Origin of the sequence: Ruegeria sp. TM1040 (assembly GCF_000014065.1) — a bacterium.
In the GTDB taxonomy this organism is placed as follows: Bacteria; Pseudomonadota; Alphaproteobacteria; order Rhodobacterales; family Rhodobacteraceae; genus Epibacterium.
Genome location: NC_008043.1, coordinates 143091 through 165413 on the forward strand (window position 1 = coordinate 143091; position 22323 = coordinate 165413).

18 protein-coding genes are annotated in these 22323 nt (G+C 61.6%); 12 read left to right on the top strand and 6 right to left on the bottom strand.

Going from position 1 to position 22323, the window contains the following annotated elements:
• Positions 1-38 precede the first annotated feature (38 nt).
• Entirely contained in the window at positions 39-641 is a 603-nt protein-coding gene (locus tag TM1040_RS01205) for a LysE family translocator (protein ID WP_044026525.1), read from the bottom strand.
• 76 nt (positions 642-717) lie between these two features.
• On the opposite strand from TM1040_RS01205, the gene TM1040_RS01210 reads away from it, so the two are divergent.
• Together TM1040_RS01210 and TM1040_RS01220 are read left to right on the top strand one after the other, a co-directional pair.
• Positions 718-1170: an Lrp/AsnC family transcriptional regulator gene (locus TM1040_RS01210; RefSeq protein ID WP_011536783.1), complete on the top strand. Its 453-nt coding sequence runs from the start codon at positions 718-720 to the stop codon at positions 1168-1170.
• A gap of 614 nt (positions 1171-1784) precedes the next feature.
• Entirely contained in the window at positions 1785-2153 is a 369-nt protein-coding gene (locus TM1040_RS01220; RefSeq protein WP_049763163.1) for a VOC family protein, read from the top strand.
• Between the two features lie 124 nt (positions 2154-2277).
• Here the strand turns inward: TM1040_RS01220 and TM1040_RS01225 are convergent, their stop codons facing one another.
• Complete coding sequence (locus tag TM1040_RS01225; RefSeq protein ID WP_011536785.1) at positions 2278-3240, bottom strand: L-malyl-CoA/beta-methylmalyl-CoA lyase; 963 nt, start codon at positions 3238-3240, stop codon at positions 2278-2280.
• 307 nt (positions 3241-3547) lie between these two features.
• Between TM1040_RS01225 and dgcN the strand changes: the two genes are divergently transcribed.
• The 3 genes from dgcN to TM1040_RS01240 all read left to right on the top strand — a co-directional run bounded on the left by dgcN (position 3548) and on the right by TM1040_RS01240 (position 6491).
• Positions 3548-4549, top strand: coding sequence for an N-acetyltransferase DgcN (dgcN, locus tag TM1040_RS01230; RefSeq protein ID WP_011536786.1), 1002 nt, complete (start codon positions 3548-3550; stop codon positions 4547-4549).
• A 105-nt stretch (positions 4550-4654) separates the two neighbouring features.
• The gene (dgcA, locus tag TM1040_RS01235; protein ID WP_011536787.1) at positions 4655-5620 is read left to right on the top strand and encodes an N-acetyl-D-Glu racemase DgcA; all 966 of its coding nucleotides are present in this window, start codon (positions 4655-4657) and stop codon (positions 5618-5620) included.
• Between the two features lie 10 nt (positions 5621-5630).
• A complete protein-coding gene (locus TM1040_RS01240) occupies positions 5631-6491 on the top strand; it encodes a D-amino-acid transaminase (RefSeq protein WP_011536788.1) in 861 nt (286 codons plus the stop codon).
• A 64-nt stretch (positions 6492-6555) separates the two neighbouring features.
• Here the strand turns inward: TM1040_RS01240 and TM1040_RS01245 are convergent, their stop codons facing one another.
• On the bottom strand, positions 6556-7350 hold the full coding sequence (locus tag TM1040_RS01245) for a DODA-type extradiol aromatic ring-opening family dioxygenase (RefSeq protein WP_011536789.1): 795 nt from the start codon (positions 7348-7350) through the stop codon (positions 6556-6558).
• Between the two features lie 184 nt (positions 7351-7534).
• Complete coding sequence (locus tag TM1040_RS01250) at positions 7535-7867, bottom strand: DUF1244 domain-containing protein (RefSeq protein ID WP_011536790.1); 333 nt, start codon at positions 7865-7867, stop codon at positions 7535-7537.
• 183 nt (positions 7868-8050) lie between these two features.
• On the opposite strand from TM1040_RS01250, the gene TM1040_RS01255 reads away from it, so the two are divergent.
• Complete coding sequence (locus tag TM1040_RS01255) at positions 8051-9034, top strand: calcium/sodium antiporter (protein WP_011536791.1); 984 nt, start codon at positions 8051-8053, stop codon at positions 9032-9034.
• 19 nt (positions 9035-9053) lie between these two features.
• Here the strand turns inward: TM1040_RS01255 and TM1040_RS01260 are convergent, their stop codons facing one another.
• Together TM1040_RS01260 and TM1040_RS01265 are read right to left on the bottom strand one after the other, a co-directional pair.
• Entirely contained in the window at positions 9054-10619 is a 1566-nt protein-coding gene (locus tag TM1040_RS01260; protein WP_011536792.1) for a CRTAC1 family protein, read from the bottom strand.
• The gene (locus TM1040_RS01265; RefSeq protein WP_044026439.1) at positions 10606-11820 is read right to left on the bottom strand and encodes an ROK family transcriptional regulator; all 1215 of its coding nucleotides are present in this window, start codon (positions 11818-11820) and stop codon (positions 10606-10608) included. Before TM1040_RS01265 ends, TM1040_RS01260 begins: the two co-directional genes overlap by 14 nt.
• A 185-nt stretch (positions 11821-12005) precedes the next feature.
• Between TM1040_RS01265 and xylF the strand changes: the two genes are divergently transcribed.
• The 6 genes from xylF to TM1040_RS01295 all read left to right on the top strand — a co-directional run bounded on the left by xylF (position 12006) and on the right by TM1040_RS01295 (position 22277).
• Positions 12006-13034 (top strand): D-xylose ABC transporter substrate-binding protein, encoded by a 1029-nt coding sequence (gene xylF, locus TM1040_RS01270; protein WP_011536794.1) that lies wholly within the window; start codon positions 12006-12008, stop codon positions 13032-13034.
• 85 nt (positions 13035-13119) lie between these two features.
• Positions 13120-14418: a sugar ABC transporter permease gene (locus TM1040_RS01275; RefSeq protein WP_011536795.1), complete on the top strand. Its 1299-nt coding sequence runs from the start codon at positions 13120-13122 to the stop codon at positions 14416-14418.
• The gene (locus tag TM1040_RS01280) at positions 14418-15209 is read left to right on the top strand and encodes an ATP-binding cassette domain-containing protein (protein WP_011536796.1); all 792 of its coding nucleotides are present in this window, start codon (positions 14418-14420) and stop codon (positions 15207-15209) included. Before TM1040_RS01275 ends, TM1040_RS01280 begins: the two co-directional genes overlap by 1 nt.
• A gap of 182 nt (positions 15210-15391) precedes the next feature.
• A complete protein-coding gene (locus tag TM1040_RS01285) occupies positions 15392-17641 on the top strand; it encodes a methyl-accepting chemotaxis protein (protein ID WP_011536797.1) in 2250 nt (749 codons plus the stop codon).
• A gap of 709 nt (positions 17642-18350) precedes the next feature.
• Positions 18351-19511, top strand: coding sequence for an ABC transporter substrate-binding protein (locus tag TM1040_RS01290; RefSeq protein WP_011536798.1), 1161 nt, complete (start codon positions 18351-18353; stop codon positions 19509-19511).
• Between the two features lie 108 nt (positions 19512-19619).
• A complete protein-coding gene (locus TM1040_RS01295) occupies positions 19620-22277 on the top strand; it encodes a methyl-accepting chemotaxis protein (protein WP_011536799.1) in 2658 nt (885 codons plus the stop codon).
• The last annotated feature ends 46 nt before the right edge of the window (positions 22278-22323 follow it).

Genomic DNA, 22323 nt, shown 5'->3' on the forward strand with positions numbered 1-22323 from the left:
CCCCTCTTTGGGGGATCATTCTTTCCTGATGTGCGAGATCAATTGGGCCAGATCACCGGATAGAGCGAGGCCACCAGCAGCACTGCCATGGTCCAGTTAAAGAGCGTCAGTCGTTTGGGGCTGGTCAAGAACCGCGCCATCTGCTGCCCAAGCACGGTCCAGGACCCCACGGACGGCAGGTTGATCGCCCCAAAGACCACCCCCACAACCAAAATTGCCCAGAGCGTATGATCCGGCGTATAGGCGCTGATCGCAGTGAGCGCCATCGCCCAGGCCTTGGGATTCACCCATTGAAAGGCCGCCGCCTGCAGAAAGGTCATCGGGGTACCGGCATCCCCGTCTGCGCCGGTTTTGGCAGCGCCCGCATTGGCGATTTTCCACGCCAGATAAAGAAGATAGACCACCGAGCCAACTTTGAGCACGGTGTAGCTCACCGGGTAGGCATCAAAGACCTGCACCAGCCCCGCGCCGACCAGCAGCACCATGAACACAAAGCCAAGCGCCACGCCCAGCATATGGGGAATGGTGCGCCGAAAGCCAAAATTGGCGCCAGAGGCCATCAGCATCAGGTTGTTCGGCCCCGGTGTGATCGAGGAGACGAAGGCAAAAAGCGCAAGCGCTGCGAGGAGATCATAGGTCATCATGCGCAATATCTTGCGGCGCAGATGCGGAAATGAAATTGTGTTTTTGTGTTAGCCCGGGCATTATTTGCAACAAATGGCGAAGACTGACAAAATAAACCAGCAGATATTGCAAGAACTGGGCCGCGATGGTCGGATCTCGAATCTCGAGCTGGCGGACCGGGTCGGCCTGTCGCCCTCGGCCTGCTTGCGCCGGGTTCAGGAGCTTGAACGCGCCGGCGTCATCACCGGCTATCGTGCGGTGCTCGACCGCGAGGCGATGGGCGTGGGGTTTGTCACCTATATCGGCGTGGGGCTCGGAGAGCACACCAAAGAGGCGCAGGAAGCCTTTGAGCGCGCCATGCGCAGCGCGCCTGAAGTGGTGGAGTGCCACAACATCACCGGCACCATCGAATACCTCTTGCGGGTCGAATGCGCCGACCTCAAAAGCTACAAGCAGTTTCACACCGAGATCCTTGGGACCTCGCCCTTTGTGACTGCGATCACCACCTATGTGGTGATGGGCTCGCCCAAGGATCAGCGCGCCTGAGCACGCTTTCGGCAGAATGTGTTGCGCAGCCCCCGTACGCCCTGGCAGGGAAATCCTATTGAACTGCCGCTAAGCTCCTGAGAGATCGCGATCATCGGCCGGGTTGACACCCCGGCCGCTCCTGGAACCGGCTTTCCCGAACGGGAAGCGTGCAGAGACAACGTTTAGCGCGCGGGTGGATACACCCGTCCAACTCCGATCTGGCGGCGCCGCCTCCTTATAGTCAACAAACTCGTCGTCCTCATCATTCAGATCCCCGCCCAATCCGAGGATCGCCCAAACCGCAAGACGGATACGGCGCCCCATCCCGGGTCACGCCGGTCATCGTGTTGCTGATACACCCTGGGACTGAGGAATTGCGCCGCGCTGCGCGCGCCGCCGCAGGGCCGGGGCCGCGCCTTCGGCGCGGCCCCGGCTTGGCCCAACGCTTTTGGATCAGGCTTGCCCTGATCCCTAAAAGGGGCGGGAGCGCTCCGCCCTCCTGCTCGTCATCTTCACCGCAGCCACACAGATCGCGCACCCTGTCGTTCGCGCTTAGACTACACGCTTGACCTCAACCCCGCTTGAGATCCGAGACTCGTTTTCGTGACGGCCATCTTCGGGGGACAGCCAGTATGAAAATCACCACAGCGGGTCTCATATTGTTCACGCCGCAGTATCAGGCCTGCGTCACCTTTTATCGCGATTGCTTGAGACTGAGATTGCTCCATCGCATCAATCGTCCCGGAGAGACCCTGAGCACCTTTGATCTGGGCGGCGCCTATTTGATGATCGAACCCGAAGACGATCCCGCCGCAGCTCTGGCCAGACTGCCACTGAAGTTACGATTCAATGTGCCGGATGTCCAAGCGAGCTCTGAGAAACTGCGGCAACGCGGTGTGGAGGTGCGACTCCGTCACCATTCCTGGGGCAGCACTGCGGAGTTCAGTGACCCCGCAGGCACGCGCTGCGCCTTGCGCTCCGATGAAGGGTTCGGCGTGTGAGCCGAACCCATTCCTATCGGGGAAGAGCGCAAGGGAGCGAGGCTCTGCCTCGCGCTCCGGGATATTTTTGGTTAGAAGAAGCCTGAGGCCGTATCGCGCGGGCCCCGACAGCATTGGGCCGGGTTTAGCTGTTCTGTGCGATGAGGTCGGATTGCGCCACGATGACTTCGGCCTGTTTAATGGACGCAATGTCGACCAGACGCCCTTTGTAGACGGTTGCGCCGGCGCCTGTGGCCTTGGCCTCTTCCATCGCAGCCAGGATTTCGCGCGCCTCGGCAACGGCAGCATCCGAAGGCGTAAAGACCTCATTCGCCAATGCGATCTGCTTGGGGTGGATCGCCCATTTGCCCACCATGCCCAGCGTCGCGGAGCGTTTTGCCTGGGCCATGAACCCTTCGTCATCGGAGAAGTCCCCAAAAGGCCCGTCCACCGGGAGCACCCCATGGGTGCGGCAGGCGGCGACGATTGCGGCCTGGGCCCAGTGCCACGGGTCGGACCAATGTTTGGCGCCCTCATGGAGCATGTAGTAATTCTCCTGTGTGCCGCCGATCCCGGTGGTCTGCATGCCCATGGAGGCGGCAAAATCCGCCGCGCCGAGGCTCATGGCCTCCAGACGCGGGCTGCTGGCGGCGATGGCCTCGACATGAGCGATACCTGCCGCAGATTCGATAATGACTTCAAAGCTGATCGGCTTCTGGCGGCCCTTGGCACGTTCGATCGCGGTCACAAGCGCGTCGACAGCATAGACATCCTCTGCGCAGCCCACCTTGGGGATCATGATCTGGTCGAGCCGATCACCCGCCTGCTCCAGAAGGTCCACCACATCGCGGTACCAATAGGGCGTGTCGAGACTGTTGATGCGCACGCTCAGGGTTTTGCGCCCCCAATCGACGGTATTGATGGCGTCGATCACATTGGCGCGGGCCTGATCCTTGTCCGACGGGGCCACGGAATCTTCGAGATCGAGGTTGATCACATCCGCAGCCGACGCTGCCATCTTGGCAAAGAGTTTTGTGTTGGAGCCGGGGCCAAACAGCTGGCAGCGGTTGGGGCGGGCCGGGGGTGTGGGCTGCGGGCGAAAGCTCATACTGGGTTCTCCGGGTTCTTAAATTCCAAAATGCGTTGTGATTTTGGTATTTCGTTACCGCACACTTGGCAAGCGCTATTTGCAGTTGCAGCATCATCCCCATGCCGCAGGCGCAAAGAGGCCGACGCCCTGGCGCGTCATCTTGGGCGCGTATCGGGGAATGGCGGGAGATTCTTCGCAGGATTTGACCAATGGTCGAAGATTTCACCCCAATCCCCCGCTGCATCGGCGAATTAGACAGGAAGTTGCAGCTCGATTGCCGCAAGCTACTTTGGACTCTGACGAATTCCAAAAAAGGACGCTGGATATGATCGAGACCCCTTATCTCCTGTTCCTCGGCGACGCGCCCGACATGCTGGCCGCCAAAGTGGCCATCGGCATCCGCGACTGGCGCCCCGACCATGCGGTGGGCCAGATCAGCCTGCCAGGATGTGGCGCGGATCTTGGCCTCACCGAGATGACGCTTGAAGACGCCAAGGCCGCTGGCGCCAAAACGCTGGTGATCGGTGTCGCCAACCGAGGCGGCAAGATCAGTCAGGAGTGGAAGAAAGTTCTGGTGCAGGCGCTGGAAGAGGGGTTCGACCTTGCCTCCGGCTTGCACAACCTCTTGCGTGATGAACCTGATCTGGCCGCCGTGGCAGAGGCCACCGGGCGTACCCTACATGATGTGCGGGTGCCTTCTGTGCAATATCCGATCGCCGATGGCGTCAAGCGTCGCGGCAAGCGCTGCCTCGCGGTGGGCACCGATTGTTCGGTCGGCAAGATGTACACGGCGCTTGCCATGGACAAGGAAATGCAGGCCCGCGGTATGAAATCGACCTTCCGCGCCACGGGTCAGACCGGCATTCTGATCACCGGCGACGGCGTGCCGCTGGACGCGGTGATCGCTGACTTTATGGCGGGCTCAATCGAGTATCTGACGCCCGACAATGATGACGATCACTGGGATCTCATCGAGGGTCAGGGCTCGCTGTTCCACGTGTCTTACTCCGGTGTGACCATGGCGCTGGTGCATGGCGGCCAGCCCGACGCGTTGATCCTCTGTCACGAGCCCACCCGCACCCACATGCGCGGTCTGCCCGATTATGATGTGCCCACGCTTGAGGAACTGCGCGATGTGGCCCTGCCGCTGGCGCAACGGGCCAACAAGAACTGCAAGATCGTCGGAATTTCCGTCAACACCCAGCATTTGGGTGAGGAGGAGGCCGTGGCCTACCTGAAGGAAGTCGAGGGCCGGATGGGTCTGCCTGCGGTGGACCCCTATCGCCACGGCGCCGGTCGTCTGGTGGACGCGCTGGCCGCGGTCTGATTAACATCTCTGGCCGGAGGCGTCTGTGGAGCGCGCAGGAGCCTCCGGCGGGGATATTTTCAAGAAGATGAAGAAGGGGTGGCGCCGCTGCCCGAAGGGAGAGCCATGAAAATCACCGTCACCCCCGATGTGTTCAAACTGGCGCAAGTGTTCACCATCTCGCGCGGGTCGCGCACCGAGGCCAAGGTGCTGACGGTTCGGATTGAGGATGGAGATCATGTGGGCTGGGGCGAATGTGTGCCCTATGCGCGCTATGACGAGACACTCGAGTCGGTGACGGCTCAGATCGAAGCGCTGCCCGCTACGTTCACCCGCGCGGAACTGCAGTCGCTGCTGCCCGCTGGGGCGGCGCGCAACGCGGTGGATTGTGCCCTGTGGGATCTGGAGGCCAAAAAGGCCGGCAAGCCGGTCTGGGAATTGGCCGGTCTGGACCAGCCGGGACCCGAGATCACCGCCTATACGCTGTCGCTGGCCTCTCCGGAGGAGATGCAGAAACAGGCCGCAGAGAACGCCCATCGTCCGCTGTTGAAGATCAAGCTCGGCACGCCAGAGGATATGCCCCGCCTTGAGGCGGTGCGCGCAGGCGCGCCCGATGCGCGGATCATCATTGACGCCAACGAGGGCTGGTCGGCCGAGGTCTACGCCGAGCTTGCGCCGCATCTGCTGCGCCTTGGGGTGGAGCTGGTGGAGCAACCCCTGCCCGCAGGCGAGGATGAGGCCCTGATCGGGATGGAACGTCCGGTGCCGGTCTGCGCCGATGAGAGCGCGCATGACTGCGCCAGCCTGCCAAAACTCAAGGGCAAATATGATGTTGTGAACATCAAACTGGATAAGACCGGCGGCCTGACAGAAGCGTTGAAATTGCGCGATGCAGCGCTGGCCGAGGGCTATCAGGTGATGGTCGGCTGCATGGTCGGATCGTCGCTGGCCATGGCCCCCGCGACACTGGTGGCGCAGGGTGCGTTGGTGACAGATCTTGACGGGCCGCTCCTTCTGGCCGAAGACCGTCCCGAACCGCTGACTTTTGACGCCGAGGGGGTCCACCCCCCACGGCCCGCGCTCTGGGGCTAAGGAGACGAGAATGACCCGTACCGTATATGTAAACGGCGACTACCTGCCGGAAACCGAGGCCAAGGTCTCTATCTTTGATCGCGGCTTTCTGATGGCGGATGCGGTCTATGAGGTGACTTCTGTGCTGGGCGGCAAGCTCATCGATTTTGAGGGCCACGCGGTGCGCCTGAAGCGGTCGCTGGATGAACTCGATATGGCCGAGCCCTGCACCAAGGAGGAACTCCTTGAGATCCACCGCAAGCTGGTGGAGCTGAATGATATCGACGAGGGTCTGGTCTATCTGCAGGTCACGCGCGGCTCGGACGGGGATCGGGATTTTGTGTTCCCGTCTGAGGATACAAAACCGACCATCGTGTTGTTTACACAGAACAAACCCGGCCTCGCCGATAGCCCCGCCGCCAAGAAAGGTGCCAAGATCATCTCGATCGAGGACATCCGCTGGGGCCGTCGCGACATCAAGACCGTGCAGCTGTTGTACCCCTCCATGGGCAAGATGATGGCCAAAAAAGCCGGTGCCGATGACGCCTGGATGATCGAGGATGGCCATGTGACCGAGGGCACCTCCAACAACGCCTATTTCGTGAAGGATGGCGTGATAGTCACCCGCCCGCTGTCCAATGACATCCTCCACGGGATCACCCGCAAGGCGGTTCTGCGCATGGCCGAAGAAGCCCAGCTGAAGGTCGAAGAGCGCCTCTTTACCATCGACGAAGCCAAAGCGGCGGATGAGGCGTTTACCACCTCGGCCTCTGCATTTGTGATGCCGGTTGTGGAGATCGATGGCGTGGCCTTGGGTGACGGCACACCGGGTCCCATCGCCAAACGTCTGCGCGAGATCTACCTTGAGGAAAGCATCAAGGCGGCTGTGTGATCCCACACAAGACCTGACGGAATTCTTCAAAAGGCCACCCTATGACGGGTGGCCTTTTATCATGTCAGCCGAACCGAAAGCCCGAGGCGGTCACACCGCCGAATATCTCGGTCTGGTGATAGATCCGGGTCGTTTCGTCCTGCTCTGCCGCACCAAGAGCGGCAAAGATCGGGGCGAGGTGGTCTTCTTGGGCGTGGCAGTCGCGCGCATAGGGGGCCTGCTCCCAGTTCATCAGCGCCTCGGTGCGGGCGGACGGATCCAATGCCAGCGCATCGTTCAGCCAGGCATCAAACGCTTCTGACGGCACCCGCGCACCGGGGCCAAAGGCGCGCAGATTGTGGTAGCTGAGCCCAGAGCCGATGATGACAACGCCCTCGTCGCGCAGCGGCGCCAAGGCGCGCCCCATGGCAAAATGCGCCGCCGGGTCATAGGCTTTTTGCAGCGAGACCTGATAAAGCGGCACATCGGCCTCCGGGTAGATCACTGCCATCGGGGCAAAGGTGCCGTGATCAAAGCCGATCTCGGGATCGAGCCGCGTCGGCAACCCTGCCTGCGCCAGCAAATCCTGGGTCCGGGCCGCCAAAATCGGCGCGCCGGGTGCGGCGTAAGTGATCTCATAGGTCTCGGGGGGAAAGCCGCTGTAGTCGTAAACCATGGGCGGCTGTGGGCTGGACATCACCGCAAAACCCTCGGTCTCCCAATGGCCGGAGATCATCAGCACCGCTTTGGGGCGCTCCGGCAGCTGATCCGGCATCGCCTTGAGAGAGGCTTCGAGCGGGGCGAACTGCGCCCGCCACTCCGGCATCCAGGGCCATGGGCCACCGCCATGAGAGATAAAGAATGTGGGCATGCGCGTCATGAAAGCTCTCCCGGATCGCAGGATGAAGGAACACGCTCAAAGCTAGGCAGAGCGGGCGGCAAAACATAGGCGCAAGCCCGCACAGCCCCTGTGCAGTTGCAAGCCGCCCCCCCGCACGCAACAAAAAACGCCCCGATCGCGAACCGGGGCGCTGTCTGCGGTCACGCGCGCTGTCAGGTGAAAATCAACCCTTCTCGGTGCCGACATTCTCGGCAAAGGCCTTTTGGAAGGCCTCTTGTTTATCGGCGCCCGCCTCGGTTTGGTAGTTGGCCTTCCAGTCGTCCATGGTCATGCCATAGAAAATCTCGCGCGCTTGTCCTTTGTCCATCTCGATGCCCTTCTCATTGGCCGCTTCCTGGTACCAGCGGCTGAGGCAGTTGCGGCAGAACCCGGTGAGATTCATCATGTCGATGTTCTGCACATCCGTGCGGTCCTGCATCAGGTGTTGACGCAGGCGGCGAAAGGCGGCCGCTTCCAGTTCGATCTGGGTCTGGGCGTCGAGGTCTGGCTGTGTCATGGGGGCTCCTGTCCTTTGGTGTGCTCAAGAGGTAGCAACCCCGCAATAGTCCGACAAGCGCCCCGGGGCACAAAGCGCTGAGCACACGGCCGAAATAGATTTTACCGCGTCCTTGAAACGGTGCGATAAAACCGCCAGTTCAGCGAAAATCATACGCCGCATTGGGCGTTTGCGGAGAGACGAATGTTGGAAATTGGACTGCTTCTTGTGGTTGGCCTCGCCCTGCTGATGGTGGGAGGTGATCTCTTGGTGCGCGGTGCTGTGCAGGCTGCGGCCAGACTGGGGGTGTCGCCCTTGGTGATCGGCCTCACCCTTGTCGGTTTTGGCACCTCTACGCCCGAACTCGTGACATCGGTGCAGGCCGGGTTGAGCGGCGCACCGGGGATTGCTTATGGCAACGTCGTGGGATCCAATATTGCCAATATCCTGTTGATCGCGGGGATTTCAGCCCTGTTGTGTCCGATCATTGTCGCGCGGGCCGCTCTCAGACGTGATGCCGTGGTGATGCTGCTTGCGGCACTTGTATTCAGTGGCCTTGCAGCCGTCTGGCCGATGGGGCGCCTGAGTGGCGCTGCGCTCATTATTGCCATGATTGGCTACATAACCTTCGTGGTCCGCCAAGAGCGCCAGAATGCGGATACCGGTGCGCTCCATGACAAGGGCGAGGCGCTTGCGGGTGCGGCACCCGGTCTGGATCCCGCGCAAACGAAGAGCGGGCGCGGGCTGGCTGTGTCGCTGTTGCTCGCCCTTGGCGGATTGGTGCTGGTTGTGGTCGGTGGCGCGGCCCTGGTGAACGGTGCGGTCGCCCTCGCGCGGAGCTTTGAGATCTCGGAAACCGTGATTGGCCTGACGATCGTGGCAGTCGGCACCTCAATGCCCGAGCTTGTGACCTCGGTGATTGCCGCGCTGAAGCGTCAGGGCGATGTGGCCTTTGGCAATGTGGTCGGCTCCAACATCTACAACATCCTTGGCATTGGCGGCACGACGGCGCTGATTGCCCCTTCTGATCTGCCGGGCGACATCCTGCGGTTTGATGCGCCAGTGATGATCCTCGTCTCCGCCGGATTCGTGCTGTTTGCAGCCACCGGCTTTCGCGTGGGGCGTCGAGAAGGCGCGATCCTGCTGGCGGGCTATGGGCTCTACATCTGGATGATCTGGCCGCAATAACTTCGCCGCTGAGCCTTCGTTAGTCCTCGGGCGTCGGCAAGCGTCCGGGACGGAGCAAAAGCCGCTGATTGGCCTTCACGGTCGACCAATCCGACACCTGCCCATCGGGCCAGGTCACGCGCAGATCGACCGTTTCCACCCCGCCAAGACCAAAATGCAGATCGCCCAGATCGCCGCCTGCATGTCCGCCGCCGATCGTCACTTCGCGCAGGTAGGTGCGATCGCCAGCCGTGACTTCGACAAAGGCGCCGATGGCGTCCCGGTTGGGCCCCTCTGCGCCAAGGCGCAGCAGCAGCCAGTTGCCGCCCGTCGCATCCGCGGGGCCTCTGTTTTGCCAGACCTCGAGCGGGGCGCGGCGATTGACCACCGCCATATCGAGCAGGCCATCGCGGTTGAGATCAACCAGAGCGCCCCCGCGCCCGCGCTGAAGGCTTGCGATCCCCGCCTCTGCGCCGGCTTCGGTGAACAGGCCGTCCTGTTGCTGCAACATCAGGTTATTGGGGTCTTTCTGGGCGGCATCGGGCATCTGTTCCACGTTGCCCTTGGTCACAAAAATATCGTCCAGCCCGTCGTTGTTCACGTCGCCAAAGGCTGCGTGCCAGCCGGTCGAGGGGCGCCCATCGCCGCCCGTATAGGGTCGATGTGCGGTAGTGCCAAACCCATAGGTGACATCCTCCCAGACCGGCCCCTCGGCCTCGGGGTTGCGCAGTTGAAACTTCTGATCGCCCATGGACGTCAGATAGACATCCGCAAACCCGTCGCCATTCATGTCGCGCGAGGCGATGCCCATGCCCCAGAGCGCATAGGGCTTCCAGCCTTCGGCCTCAGTATAGAGCCGCGGGGTGGCCTCCATCGCCCACATCTGTTCCTGCCCGCCGCGCACATAATAGTGCCGGTCGTTCGACAGCCGCAGATCGGCGCGGCCTGTGCGGTTCCAGTCGCTGAACAGCACCGAGAGCGCGCAATAGCCCGGCGACAGCGCCTCGGGGGGGCCGTATTTGTCGCCGCTGGGGCGATAGAGCAGTGTATCATCGCAGGTGCCAAACGGCCCTTCGGGGTTGGCGCGGTCCACATAGGTGCCAAAGGCCAGCGTCGGCAGGGTGTTCTCGCCCTCCCAAGTGGCGGAAAAACCCGTGGTCCAGTGATCGCCGCTCTGAAAGCCCAGTCCCTGAAAGGGGTGAAAGGCGCAGCCCCCCTGCCCTTGCAGCAAGAGATCCGTCCCGGCCCGCATCACCGCCAGATCAAGATGGCCGTCGCCATCAATGTCGATGGGATAGGCCCCCGTCACGCCCGTCAGGGCCAGCGCCTCGGGCGTGGCCGGCTGAAAAGAAAGCGCGCCGTCCGCGCCGGAGGTGTTGAGGAACAACTGGGCCGGGGTCTCGCCACCAGCGGCATAGAGCTCCGGCAGAGCGTCGCCGTTGCAGTCGAACACCGCCAGACCGCCGCCCACGTAGTGTTCCCAGCCGCCGCTGTAGATATGTTCACCCATCTCGATCGGAGTAAACCTGGGGATCTGCGGGTCGGCCTGCGCCACCGAAGCAAACAGGGCCGCCACAGGCCAAACGCACGTCTCAGGCCGCCGCATTTGCAAGCTCCCGCACGGTGCGCGCCGTCACCTCTTCGAGCGCATAGGCCGCCGCCCCCTTGGCCCACATCAGATCGCCCCAGTCATGGACCATGACCTCTGGCAGCGGGGCATCCACCTGCACCACCCACTGACGCATCTCCTCGATGAGCTTGTCGGAATAGAGATAGTCGAATGACAACCGGGCCCCCGCGAGGATGATCTTGCTCGGGTCAAAAATGTTGACGACATTTGCCAACCCCATCGCAAACATCCGCCGCGCGCGGTCAAGGATGGACTTAGCCACCACATCGCCATTTTCAGCCGACTGAAACAGTGAGGCGATGGTGGTGTGGCGTTCACTGCCGCTCGAAATATTCGCCTCGCGCAGGAGCGCGTAATCGCCCACATAGGCCTCCAGACAGCCGCGTTGCCCGCATTGGCACAGCGCCCCTTCGAGATGGACCTTCGTGTGACCCAATTCGGCGCCGCAGCCGCGGGTGCCGCGATAGATCTGCTGGTCGATCACGATCCCCATGCCAACGCCGTGTTCGATGGTGATGACAATGAAATTGTCGCAGGTGCGCCCCTCGCCAAAAAGATGTTCGGCCTTGGCCACGAGGTTTGCGTCATTGTCCAGAAACACCGGACAGGGCAGCTCGGCACTGATGGCGGCGGTGAAGGCGACATTGCGCTCTTCGAGCGATGAGGACCAATAGATAAAGCCCCGGTCCGCATCCATCATCCCGGCCATTCCGAGACCGACACCGGAGAGATCCTCGATGCTGAAGCCGCCTTTCTCGCAGGTGAGGTCAAGCGCGCGGCGGATCTGCGCGCACAGTTCGGGCACCGGCATCGTGCCCTGCACCAGCGGCATCTCGTGGCTGGCAAGTTCCTGTCCGACAAAATCGGTAATCACGGTGGAGATCACATGATGGGAAACCTTGAGACCGGCGATCAGGCGCGCCGCGCCGCGCAGACGCAGAGCCACACGCGGACGCCCCCGGCGCGCACCGGGCGCCAGCTCGGGCGCGATCTCTTCGATCAGGCCCGCTGCCAGCAACTCGGCGGTGATCGCGGTCACCGTCGCCGGGCTCATGCCTGTGGCCTGGGCGATGTCGATGCGGGCGATGCTTTCCTGCGCGCGGATCACATCCAGTATCTGCTGGCGCCCGCTTTCGCGTTGCTCGCTGCTCGGCGTCAGCCGTCCTGATCGTGCCAATTCAAAGCTCCTCCCTCGCCGCCCGCCAAAAGGCGCTCGCTTATGCCACCTTGGGCACGCCGCGGCAATCTCTCCCTGTGAGAAAGGATACATGATTTAATTTGAAACTCAAAAAAAATATTGCTACAGATGATTCACAGTGTCGGCCAAGATCCAAAACGGCCCACACGCCAAGGGAGGAAAATATGAAATTTTTGAACGGACTGTCCGTCATCGCGCTGAGCGCCTTTGCTGCATCTTCGGCTTTTGCCGCTGATCTGACCGTAGGCGTCAGCTGGTCGAACTTTCAGGAAGAGCGCTGGAAAACCGACGAAGCCGCGATTGTTGCCGCACTGGAGGAAGCAGGCGCCGAGTATATCTCTGCCGATGCGCAGTCTTCCTCTGCCAAGCAGCTTTCCGACATTGAGAGCCTGATCGCACAGGGTGTCGATGCGCTGATCATCCTCGCACAGGACGCACAGGCCATCGGCCCCGCCGTGCAAGCGGCTGCGGACGAGGGTATCCCGGTTGTGGCTTACGACCGCCTGATCGAGGACAATCGCGCCTTTTACCTGACCTTCGACAACGTCGAAGTGGGCCGGATGCAGGCCCGCGCCGTGCTCGAGGCGATGCCCAAGGGCAACTACGTCATGATCAAAGGCTCGCCCACCGACCCCAACGCTGACTTCCTGCGGGGCGGTCAGCAAGAGGTGATCCAGGCGGCAGTCGACGCCGGTGACATCAAGATCGTTGGCGAAGCCTACACGGACGGCTGGCTGCCCGCCAACGCACAGCGCAACATGGAGCAGATCCTGACCGCCAACGACAACAAGGTCGACGCGGTTGTGGCCTCCAACGACGGCACCGCTGGCGGTGTGGTTGCAGCGCTCACCGCGCAGGGCATGGACGGCATCCCGGTGTCCGGTCAGGACGGCGACCACGCCGCGCTGAACCGCGTCGCCAAGGGCACCCAGACCGTTTCCGTCTGGAAAGACGCCCGTGACCTCGGCAATGCGGCGGGTGAGATCGCCGTGGCTCTGGCCGGTGGCACCGCGATGGAAGAAATCAGCGGCGCGACCTCCTGGACCTCTCCGGCAGGCACCACCATGACCGCACGGTTCCTCGCACCGATGCCGGTGACCAAAGAGAACCTCTCTGCGGTTGTGGATGCAGGCTGGATCACACAGGAAGCGCTTTGCCAGGGTGTCGAAAACGGCCCGGCCCCCTGCAACTGATCTGACCTGAACTGATCGGATGGTCCGACATGGCTCGGACCATCCCCCCTACTTTGTTACTTGTCGCTGAATACTGGAGCCGGATATGACCGACACCACGTCTCAGCCAATCACCCCACAAAACAAGCGCAATCTCTTCCAGCAGCTTGAGCTGGACGTGCGGCTATTGGGTATGATTGGCGCCTTTATCATCCTCTGCATCGGGTTCAATCTGGTGACCGACGGGCGGTTCTTGACCCCGCGCAACATCTTCAACCTGACGATTCAGACGGTTTCCGTGGCGATCATGGCCTCTGGCATGGTGTTTGTGATCGTTACCCGCCACATCGACCTGAGCGTCGGCGCATTGCTCGCGACCTGCTCGGCAGTGATGGCGATGACGCAAACCGAATTTGTGCCCCATGTTCTCGGGCTTGGTCTCAACCACCCGATCACATGGATCGTGGCAGTCGTGGTGGGTCTGGTCACGGGCACGCTGATCGGTGCCTTCCACGGCTGGATGGTCGGCTATCTGACAATCCCGGCCTTTATCGTGACGCTTGGTGGCTTTCTCGTCTGGCGCAACGTGGCGTGGTATCTGACCGACGGGCAGACCATCGGCCCGCTCGATTCCACCTTCATGATGTTTGGCGGCACAAATGGCACCCTTGGCACCTCGCTGAGCTGGATTCTGGGGCTGGTGGCCACGGCGTTGGCGCTCCTGACACTCTGGAACAGCCGCCGCGCAAAGCTCGCGCATGAATTCCCGGTAAAACCGCTCTGGGCCGAAGGCGCCTTGGCGCTGATCATCTCCGGCTCGATCCTCGGGTTTGTCGCGATCCTCAACGCCTATGAGATCCCCTCGCGTCGTCTGGCGCGCATGTTCGAGGCCCGTGGCGAAGTGATGCCCGAAGGCTTCACCCAAGGCTACGGCCTACCGATCTCGGTGCTGATCCTGATCGCGGTGGCCGTGGTCATGACCCTGATCGCACGCCGCACTCGGTTGGGTCGCTATATCTTCGCCACCGGCGGCAATCCGGATGCGGCAGAGCTCTCGGGGATCAACACCCGCATGCTCACCGTGAAGATCTTTGCCATCATGGGCTTTCTCTGTGCACTCTCGGCAGTCGTGGCCTCGGCCCGTCTGGCGAACCACTCCAACGATATCGGCACCCTGGACGAACTGCGCGTCATCGCGGCAGCCGTCATTGGCGGCACCGCGCTCTCGGGTGGGTTTGGCACCATCTATGGCGCTATCCTCGGCGCACTCATCATGCAAAGCCTTCAGTCCGGCATGGCCATGGTGGGTGTCGACGCCCCGTTCCAGAACATCGTTGTGGGCACCGTGCTGGTCGCGGCCGTCTTCATCGACATCATCTATCGCAAGCGTGTGGGGGCCAAGTAATGACCACTCCCAAGGAACTGCGCGCCCAAGGCGTGACCCCGATGGTGGAGATGAACAATATCTCCATTTCCTTTGGCGGCATCAAAGCGGTGGATGACGTCTCTGTCGATCTGCACCCGGGCGAGGTCGTCGGCCTTCTGGGCCACAATGGCGCGGGCAAATCGACCCTGATCAAGGTGCTTTCGGGCGCCTACAAGATGGACTCGGGCGAGATCCGCATCAACGGCAACAAGGTGGAGATCACCAACCCCCGCGATGCCCGCAGCCACAATATCGAGACGATCTATCAGACGCTTGCACTGGCGGACAATCTCGATGCGGCCTCGAACCTGTTTCTGGGGCGCGAGCTCGTGACCCCACTGGGACTGGTCAATGACGCCGCGATGGAGGCCGAATGTCGCAAGATCATGGGTCGTCTCAACCCGAACTTTCGCAAGTTCAACGAGCCGGTATCGGCGCTTTCGGGCGGCCAGCGGCAATCGGTGGCGATTGCGCGGGCGGTCTATTTCAACGCCAAGATCCTGATCATGGACGAGCCCACAGCCGCGCTTGGTCCGCATGAAACTCAGATGGTGGCCGAGCTCATTCAGCAGCTGAAGGCGCAGGGGATCGGCATCTTCCTCATTGATCATGATGTGCATGCGGTGATGGAGCTCTGCGACCGGGCCTCGGTGATGAAAAACGGCCAGCTTGTCGGCACCGTGGACATCGACGATGTCACCGATGACGATTTGCTGTCGATGATCATCCTCGGCAAAAAGCCGGGTGAGGCCGCGTCCGAGGGACGCTGAGCCATCGATTCGACACAACGCGCGCCCCTGCGACGGTTTTCTGATCGCAAAATACGCATCAAAAACCAATGTTTGGGGCGTGCGTGCCCGCCAAAGACCCTCTGCCGGCGCTGTTTTAAACGTTTGGCAAGCCGCACCTGATACCAGCGAGGAAACAGCTGTATATTCAGGGCGCATCGATCATGAGCGATCTTCTAAAGACTGTAGCAGGCAAACTGGTTCTCGCGACCGGCATAGCCATCACCGTCATTCTGGCGGGCTACATCAGCATCAGTGGCTGGCGCGCATCGCACCAGGCGGATCAACAGGTGATGGAGCTGGCCACACAACAGGCCGGGGAAATCGCGCAGACCATCGCCGTTCAGGTGACGCAGGCAACCTCTGCCGGGGCCGCCGTGAGCGGCGCGCTTTCGGGCTATATGGCGGGCGGCAACGCCAACACCGCGGACGCGATCGAGCTGCTGCGTGGTGTGCCCACACAGTATGAGACGATCTTTTCCTCCTGGATGGCGGGCATGCCCGATGGGTCGACCGACGCTTTCCTGACCGGAGCTGAGGGGCGCAACGAGAGCGGCGTATTCACCCCCTACTGGACCAAAGCGGATCAGGGTGGGCTGGATTTCTCGACCTTTGACATCGACCCGACCTCGCAATGGTTTGCCGCCCCGATCGAAACATCCGCCAGCATCATCACAGAGCCATATCTCTCCTCCGAAGGGCGTCTGCTGACCTCTGTATCGGTGCCCGTCGTGGTCGAGGGCCAGACCGTCGGCGTTGCCGGCGTGGACATTGTCCTGACCGATCTCACCACGATGCTCGGCACGCTTGAAACCTTTGAGGGCGGGCGCGTCATGTTGGTGGACAGCAACGGCAAATGGCTGGCGAACCCGGATGTAGCGGACCTGACACAGCCCTACGACGAAACCGGTGCAGAGCTGGTGGAAGCCGCGCTTGCCGATGGCGCACCTCGGGTCATCACCGGGCTCCCGGATGGCGCGACGCGCCTTGTCTATCCGTTCACGGCACCGGGCATGAACACCACCTGGGCCACGATCCTCGATGTGCCGGCCGCGGTGTTCACCATCCCCGTGCGCGATGCGGTGCTCTCCTCTGTTTCAGGCGGCGTGTTGATCCTGCTGATGTCGCTCGGCACCATCTACTTTACCGCGCGCGCGCTGGTGGGGCGGCCCCTGAGCGAAATGCTCTCCTCCGTCAACAAGCTGGCCTCCGGTCAATATGATGAGGCCGTGCAAGGCACGGAGCGCAAGGATGATGTCGGCACAATGGCCGCCTCGGTCGAAGCTCTGCGCGAACGTCTTCTGGAAAAAGAACATCTCGAACAGGAGCAGGACAAACAGCAAGCCGAACAGGCGCGCGTTGTCGACACCCTCGCCCAGAGCCTGCGGTCCCTCGCCAAAGGGGATCTGTCGCGCACCATCGACGAGGAATTCTCGGGCTCTTACGAGGCGCTGCGCGAAGATTTCAACCTGACCGTCAACACGCTCAATGACATGATGGCCACCCTCTCCGAGAGCATCATGGAAATTCGCGCGCGGTCTGATGAAATCAGCCTTGGCTCTGATGAACTGGCGCGCCGCACCGAAAGCCAGGCGGCCACGCTCGAAGAAACCGTCGCCGCGCTCGACGAAATGACCACCTCGGTCCGCTCGGCTGCGGATACCGCCGCCAATGTGGAGCGCAATATTTCCGAGACGCGCAAGAATGCAGAAACCTCTGGCGGCATTGTTCGCGATGCGGTGGTTGCCATGTCCGAGATCGAGAAATCCTCGGAGAAGATCAACCATATCATCAATGTCATCGAGGATATTGCCTTTCAGACCAATCTGTTGGCCCTGAATGCCGGGGTCGAGGCGGCGCGCGCCGGCGAGGTGGGACGCGGCTTTGCGGTTGTCGCCTCAGAGGTCCGCGGGCTTGCGCAGCGCTCTTCTGAGGCCGCGATGGACATCAAACAGCTGATTGAATCCAGCTCCGCGCAGGTCGCAAGCGGGGTGGGATTGGTCAACCGAGCAGGCGAGTCACTGACCGATATCGTCGACCGGGTTGCCCGTGTCGCCGACGAGATGTCCGAAATCGCCGCTGGGGCAAACGAGCAATCTGTTGGCCTTGGAGAGATCAACACCGGCGCCACGCAGCTTGATCAGGTGACACAGCACAACGCCGCGATGGTCGAAGAAACCTCTGCAGCCGCCGTGACACTGCAGCGCGAGGCCGCCTCACTTGAACGTCAGGTGGGCCGCTTCACCCTGCGCGCGCGCAGCTCCAAGCCGCAGGGTGCCGCAAAGCCCTCGGCTCAGACCATCAAGCGGGCAGATGCTGTCGCTGACCACAGCGCCCCGGAGGCAGACATGGCGGATTTTGACATCCAGCCTGACGTGCCCAAGGTGGCCAATGCCGGCTGGACTGACTTCTAAGCCATCCGAGCCTTCACGCGGAGCGGTGCGGACCCAGGTCCAGCACAGCTCCGCGTGGCACCTCCCTCAGATGATCTCTTATGATCGAGCCCGCCCGAGGTCGCACCAAGCTGCGACCGCTAATCAAGCAGCCCAGCACTGCGGCTGCAGCCCGCGTGCGGCACTTGATCCCACTAGCTTATCGGCGTCACACAATGCTCAATCGCCGTAGAACGGTCTCCTGGGTATTAATAAATATCAACAGCTTACACGACATTTTTCTGGAGCCCCGAACCCACAAAGGCAAAGGTCACCTTGTGAGCATCCATATGACGCTTACACCGCACCGTCTGCGTGCCAGCCATGTTTTGGAACCAAATGCTGTGGCCTCTCTGTCGTGCTGCGCGATCTGCCGTCATGTGACACCATAACGGTGTACCTCCCGGGCATCCCGCGTATAGAGCGCCGCATCTACGCGACGCGCCACGCCCCCATAAAGGTTCGGGTGGCAACCGGCTCACAGCTCAGGAGCGCCGAAAATTCCCTCCATATTTATCGAGGCCTTCACGACAGCCCGCCTTCGGAGGTCGCGCAAACCCGTTTTACGGGGGAAAGAAACTCAAATTTTAGGCAGAAAGCTGCGCCAGGACCCAAGCTGTAATCGTTTCCTTAACACCGCTGGGCAAACACTTCGGGACCAGGTTCATACCAGTCGATCGGAGTTTTTGTCATGTTTCTCAAGAAAACGATGCTTGCCGCTGCTGCGGCTTTGGCATTTCCCCTCATTGCGTCCGCCGAGCAAGGCGTGACTGGCGACAGTGTCACATTTGCACAGGTTGCCGCCTTTGATGGGCCAGCCGCTGCACTCGGCACCGGCATGCGCCTTGGCATTACCGCAGCCTTTGAGGAAGCAAACGCCGCAGGTGGTGTGCACGGGCGGATGCTGAAACTCGACAGTATGGATGACGGCTACGAGCCCGACCGCTCTGCCGCTTTGGTCAAGACCGTGATCGAAGGCAATGGCCATATTGGTCTGATTGGCGCGGTGGGCACCCCGACCTCCTCTGCGACGCAGCCCATCGCTACCGAGGCCAATGTTCCCTTCATCGGCCCCTTCACCGGCGCGGGCTTCTTGCGCGACGCCTCTCATGGCAACATCTACAATGTGCGCGCCAGCTATTTTGCGGAAACCGAAGCCTGGATCGAATATCTCGTCGATCAGCAAGGCATGAAGTCGATCGCGATCCTCTATCAGGACGACGGCTTTGGCCGCGTGGGGCTGAACGGCGTCACCGCTGCGCTTGAAAAACGCGGCATGAGCCTCGCGGCAGAAGGCACATATACCCGCAACACCACCGCCGTCAAAAAGGCGCTGCTGGCGATCCGCAAGGCGAAGCCCGATGCGGTGGTCATGGTCGGCGCCTATAAACCGGTGGCCGAATTCATCAAACTCGCGCGCAAAATGAAGCTCGACTCGGAGTTCGTGAATATCTCCTTTGTCGGCTCTGACGCTCTGGCACAGGAATTGGGCGAGCATGGCGAAGGTGTGATCATCAGCCAGGTGGTGCCCTTCCCGTGGGACATGTCGATCCCGGTTGTCGCGCAATATACCGAAGCCCTGAAGGCCGTGGATGCCGCCGCCAAGCCCGGCTTTGTGTCGCTTGAAGGCTATATCGTCGGTCGTCTCGCCATTGCCGGTCTCGAAGCCGCAGGCAAGGAGCTGACCCGTGACTCCTATCTTGCCGCTCTGGCAGGACTCTCCACGGTCGATCTCGGCGGTGTCAGCATGGTCTTTGGTGCGGACGACAACCAGGGCATGGATGACGTGTTCCTGACCCGTATCACGGCAGACGGCCAGTTCGAGCCCATCGTATCCGGCGGCGGCTCCTAAAGCACCCCACTCTGAGATCCGCCGCCAGGCGGGTCTCCCCCGCACGCCAGGTTCCTGCCCTCTTCTTCGGTGGGAATAGCCAGCAGTTTCATAGTCGTAGGTGTTAGTATGTTGCGTCAAATCGGCCCCAAAGGAGCAAAGTTCCTGCGCCGCCTCAACCCGCTTTCCAGTATTCGCGGCAAGATTACATTCATTTTGCTGGCATTGCTGATGATGGTCGGTGGCGCGGGCTATCTGATCCTTCAGTCGTTCGACCGCGTGTCACGCAGTGTCGGAGAAATGACGGAGCGGGACCTGCCGCAGCTCGCGCAGAGCAATGGTCTTATTCTGGCCGCCACCAAGACCAAGGATGCGATGATCGAAATCTTGATGTCGCAAAACCCCGAGGCCTTGAAAAACGCGGCGACCCATGTCGAGACGGCCTCGACCGAACTTGCATCTGCCGTCGCCGCGCTCCCCGCCGAGCAGCAGCAGGCCTTTGAGGCGGATCTGGCCAAAGTGGGCGCAACATTGCAGGCCTCGATCGACGCCCGCGCGACGTCCTTTGCCAACACAGACCAGCTCAATGCGATGACGCAGGATCTGCAGCGTCTGGCGGCGGACCTGCAGGCGGTCCTGCTGGAAACCGCAGATGACGCATATTTCAATACAGCGATGAAGGGCGAAGACACGATCACCTCGATCGAGGAGACGTTGTTTGATCTGGCTGAAAACAAGTTCGCCACCCTGCAAACCGTGTTGGAAATTCGCGCCGAAATCAACTTTCTCTCTGGCATCACTCTGGCGATGTCCTCCACCACCGATCGGTCGATGTTGTCGATCTTCGGCGATCTGGCGATCTCGTCGCGGGACCGGTTGTCCGGTGCGATCAGCTCCCTTGACGGGACCGATGCAGGTGCAACCGCAGGCGAGGACCTTGCCATGATCTCTGCCGCGCTCTCGGACGCGGTGGCAGCAGGGCGCGAGGGCCGCGCCGTTGACCGCGATGCGGTACTTTCCACCCGGCGGGAGGCTGATGCGGTGCTGTCTTCGACAGTGGATGATCTCGTCTTTGAGCTGACAATTGCCGCCGACGATGCGGCAACCGGCAACCGAGATGCGATCCAGGGGCTGCTCGACAACGAAGTTGCCTTCCTCAACCGGCTGCTGGAGATCAGTTCCTGGCTCAGCGCCTTCCAGATCGAAGCCCTGAAAATCGCAACCGCGCAGACCTTTGAACAGGCTGAGGTTGCCTCAAAAGCAATGCAGGCCGCCTCGGGCGCCCTGGCGGGCTTTAGCGAGTTTGGCGGAGGTATCCTTGCGGACCAGATCGCGCAGATGGCGGCCATGGCGGATCCGGACACAGGCCTTGCCGCCTTTCGGATCAAGTCCCTCGAAGCCAATCAGGCTGCAACCGAGGCGGCTTCGGCCACTGTGAATGCAGTGCTGCAGATCGCCGGTCAGGCCTCCCTGCGCGGATTGGAAAGCCAGACCACGATCACCAATCAGGCTCTGGGCATCGCCGCGGACGCGACCGAGGTGCAAGCCAACCTGCAGACGATTGGCTGGATCGCACTGGCCTTCGTGGGTGTCGCACTCCTTCTCAGCCACGTCCTGATCATCCGCCCGCTCAATGCGATCAGCCTCACCACCGAGCGGCTGTCACAGGGTGACATGAGCCCGGTGACCGGCTTCAACCGGGCCAGCGACGAAATTGCACGGATCGCGCGCGCGCTGACCGTGTTCCGCGACGGGTTGGTCGAAAAAGAAGAACTCACCCGGATCGCCGATGAGGAACGGGCCGAAAACCAGGCCCGTCAGACCGCCGCTGTCGAAGCGATTGGCATGGGGCTGGCACGCCTCGCCCGAGGCGACCTGACCTATCGCATCGATCAGGAGCTCACAGAGGGTTACGCCCAGCTCAAGGAAGACTTCAACAGCACGGCGCAGACCTTGAACATGACGGTTGTGGACGTGGTGCAGCTGGCGGATTCGATCCGCAATGGCTCGTCCGAAATCAGCCAGGCCTCTGATGATCTCTCGCAACGCACCGAAAGCCAGGCCGCGACGCTGGAAGAAACCGCCGCCGCGCTCGAGGAGCTGACCGCCAGTGTGCGCTCTGCCGCAGAGGGCGCGCGGGATGCGGAAAACACCACGAACAAGGCGCGCGAGCAGGCCACCCAGAACGGTCAGGTCGTCGAGCAGGCCGTCACCGCCATGCAGGAGATCGAGAGCAGTTCGAGCCAAATCGAACAGATCATCGGCGTGATTGACGACATCGCCTTTCAGACCAACCTGCTGGCATTGAATGCCGGCGTCGAAGCGGCGCGGGCGGGCGAAGCCGGGCGCGGTTTTGCTGTGGTGGCCTCCGAGGTGCGCGGCCTCTCGCAACGCACAACCGAAGCCGCACGCGACATCAAGGAGCTGATTTCCAAGAGCAGCACCCAAGTCGAAGCCGGGGTGGATCTGGTCGGACGCGCCGGACAGGCGCTTGGCGACATCCTTGAACGGGTGACCCATATCTCGGGGCTGGTCAGCACGATTGCTGAATCAACTGACGAGCAGGCCACGGGGCTCGGTGAGGCCAATGTCGCGGTCTCACAGCTGGATCAGGTGACTCAGCAAAACGCTGCAATGGTCGAAGAAACCAACGCCGCCGGACAATTGCTGCGTCAGGATGCGGAGAAACTGGCAACCCTGATGGCGAACTTTACCGTGTCGTCAATCTCCTCGTCGGCGCAGGCTCCGGCAGAGCACGGGTCAAGCGCGCCAGAGCAGGCTGCGTGATCTACATCAGCCACTAAGTGAGATGCGCCACCCGGGCTGACCTCGC

Excerpts from the sequence above, each read along its gene's own strand:
- TM1040_RS01205 (WP_044026525.1), bottom strand. The coding sequence starts at position 641 with ATGACCTATGATCTCCTCGCAGCGCTTGCGCTTTTTGCCTTCGTCTCC.
- TM1040_RS01210 (WP_011536783.1), top strand. The coding sequence starts at position 718 with ATGGCGAAGACTGACAAAATAAACCAGCAGATATTGCAAGAACTGGGC.
- TM1040_RS01220 (WP_049763163.1), top strand. The coding sequence starts at position 1,785 with ATGAAAATCACCACAGCGGGTCTCATATTGTTCACGCCGCAGTATCAG.
- TM1040_RS01225 (WP_011536785.1), bottom strand. The coding sequence starts at position 3,240 with ATGAGCTTTCGCCCGCAGCCCACACCCCCGGCCCGCCCCAACCGCTGC.
- dgcN (WP_011536786.1), top strand. The coding sequence starts at position 3,548 with ATGATCGAGACCCCTTATCTCCTGTTCCTCGGCGACGCGCCCGACATG.
- dgcA (WP_011536787.1), top strand. The coding sequence starts at position 4,655 with ATGAAAATCACCGTCACCCCCGATGTGTTCAAACTGGCGCAAGTGTTC.
- TM1040_RS01240 (WP_011536788.1), top strand. The coding sequence starts at position 5,631 with ATGACCCGTACCGTATATGTAAACGGCGACTACCTGCCGGAAACCGAG.
- TM1040_RS01245 (WP_011536789.1), bottom strand. The coding sequence starts at position 7,350 with ATGACGCGCATGCCCACATTCTTTATCTCTCATGGCGGTGGCCCATGG.
- TM1040_RS01250 (WP_011536790.1), bottom strand. The coding sequence starts at position 7,867 with ATGACACAGCCAGACCTCGACGCCCAGACCCAGATCGAACTGGAAGCG.
- TM1040_RS01255 (WP_011536791.1), top strand. The coding sequence starts at position 8,051 with ATGTTGGAAATTGGACTGCTTCTTGTGGTTGGCCTCGCCCTGCTGATG.
- TM1040_RS01260 (WP_011536792.1), bottom strand. The coding sequence starts at position 10,619 with ATGCGGCGGCCTGAGACGTGCGTTTGGCCTGTGGCGGCCCTGTTTGCT.
- xylF (WP_011536794.1), top strand. The coding sequence starts at position 12,006 with ATGAAATTTTTGAACGGACTGTCCGTCATCGCGCTGAGCGCCTTTGCT.
- TM1040_RS01275 (WP_011536795.1), top strand. The coding sequence starts at position 13,120 with ATGACCGACACCACGTCTCAGCCAATCACCCCACAAAACAAGCGCAAT.
- TM1040_RS01280 (WP_011536796.1), top strand. The coding sequence starts at position 14,418 with ATGACCACTCCCAAGGAACTGCGCGCCCAAGGCGTGACCCCGATGGTG.
- TM1040_RS01285 (WP_011536797.1), top strand. The coding sequence starts at position 15,392 with ATGAGCGATCTTCTAAAGACTGTAGCAGGCAAACTGGTTCTCGCGACC.
- TM1040_RS01290 (WP_011536798.1), top strand. The coding sequence starts at position 18,351 with ATGTTTCTCAAGAAAACGATGCTTGCCGCTGCTGCGGCTTTGGCATTT.
- TM1040_RS01295 (WP_011536799.1), top strand. The coding sequence starts at position 19,620 with ATGTTGCGTCAAATCGGCCCCAAAGGAGCAAAGTTCCTGCGCCGCCTC.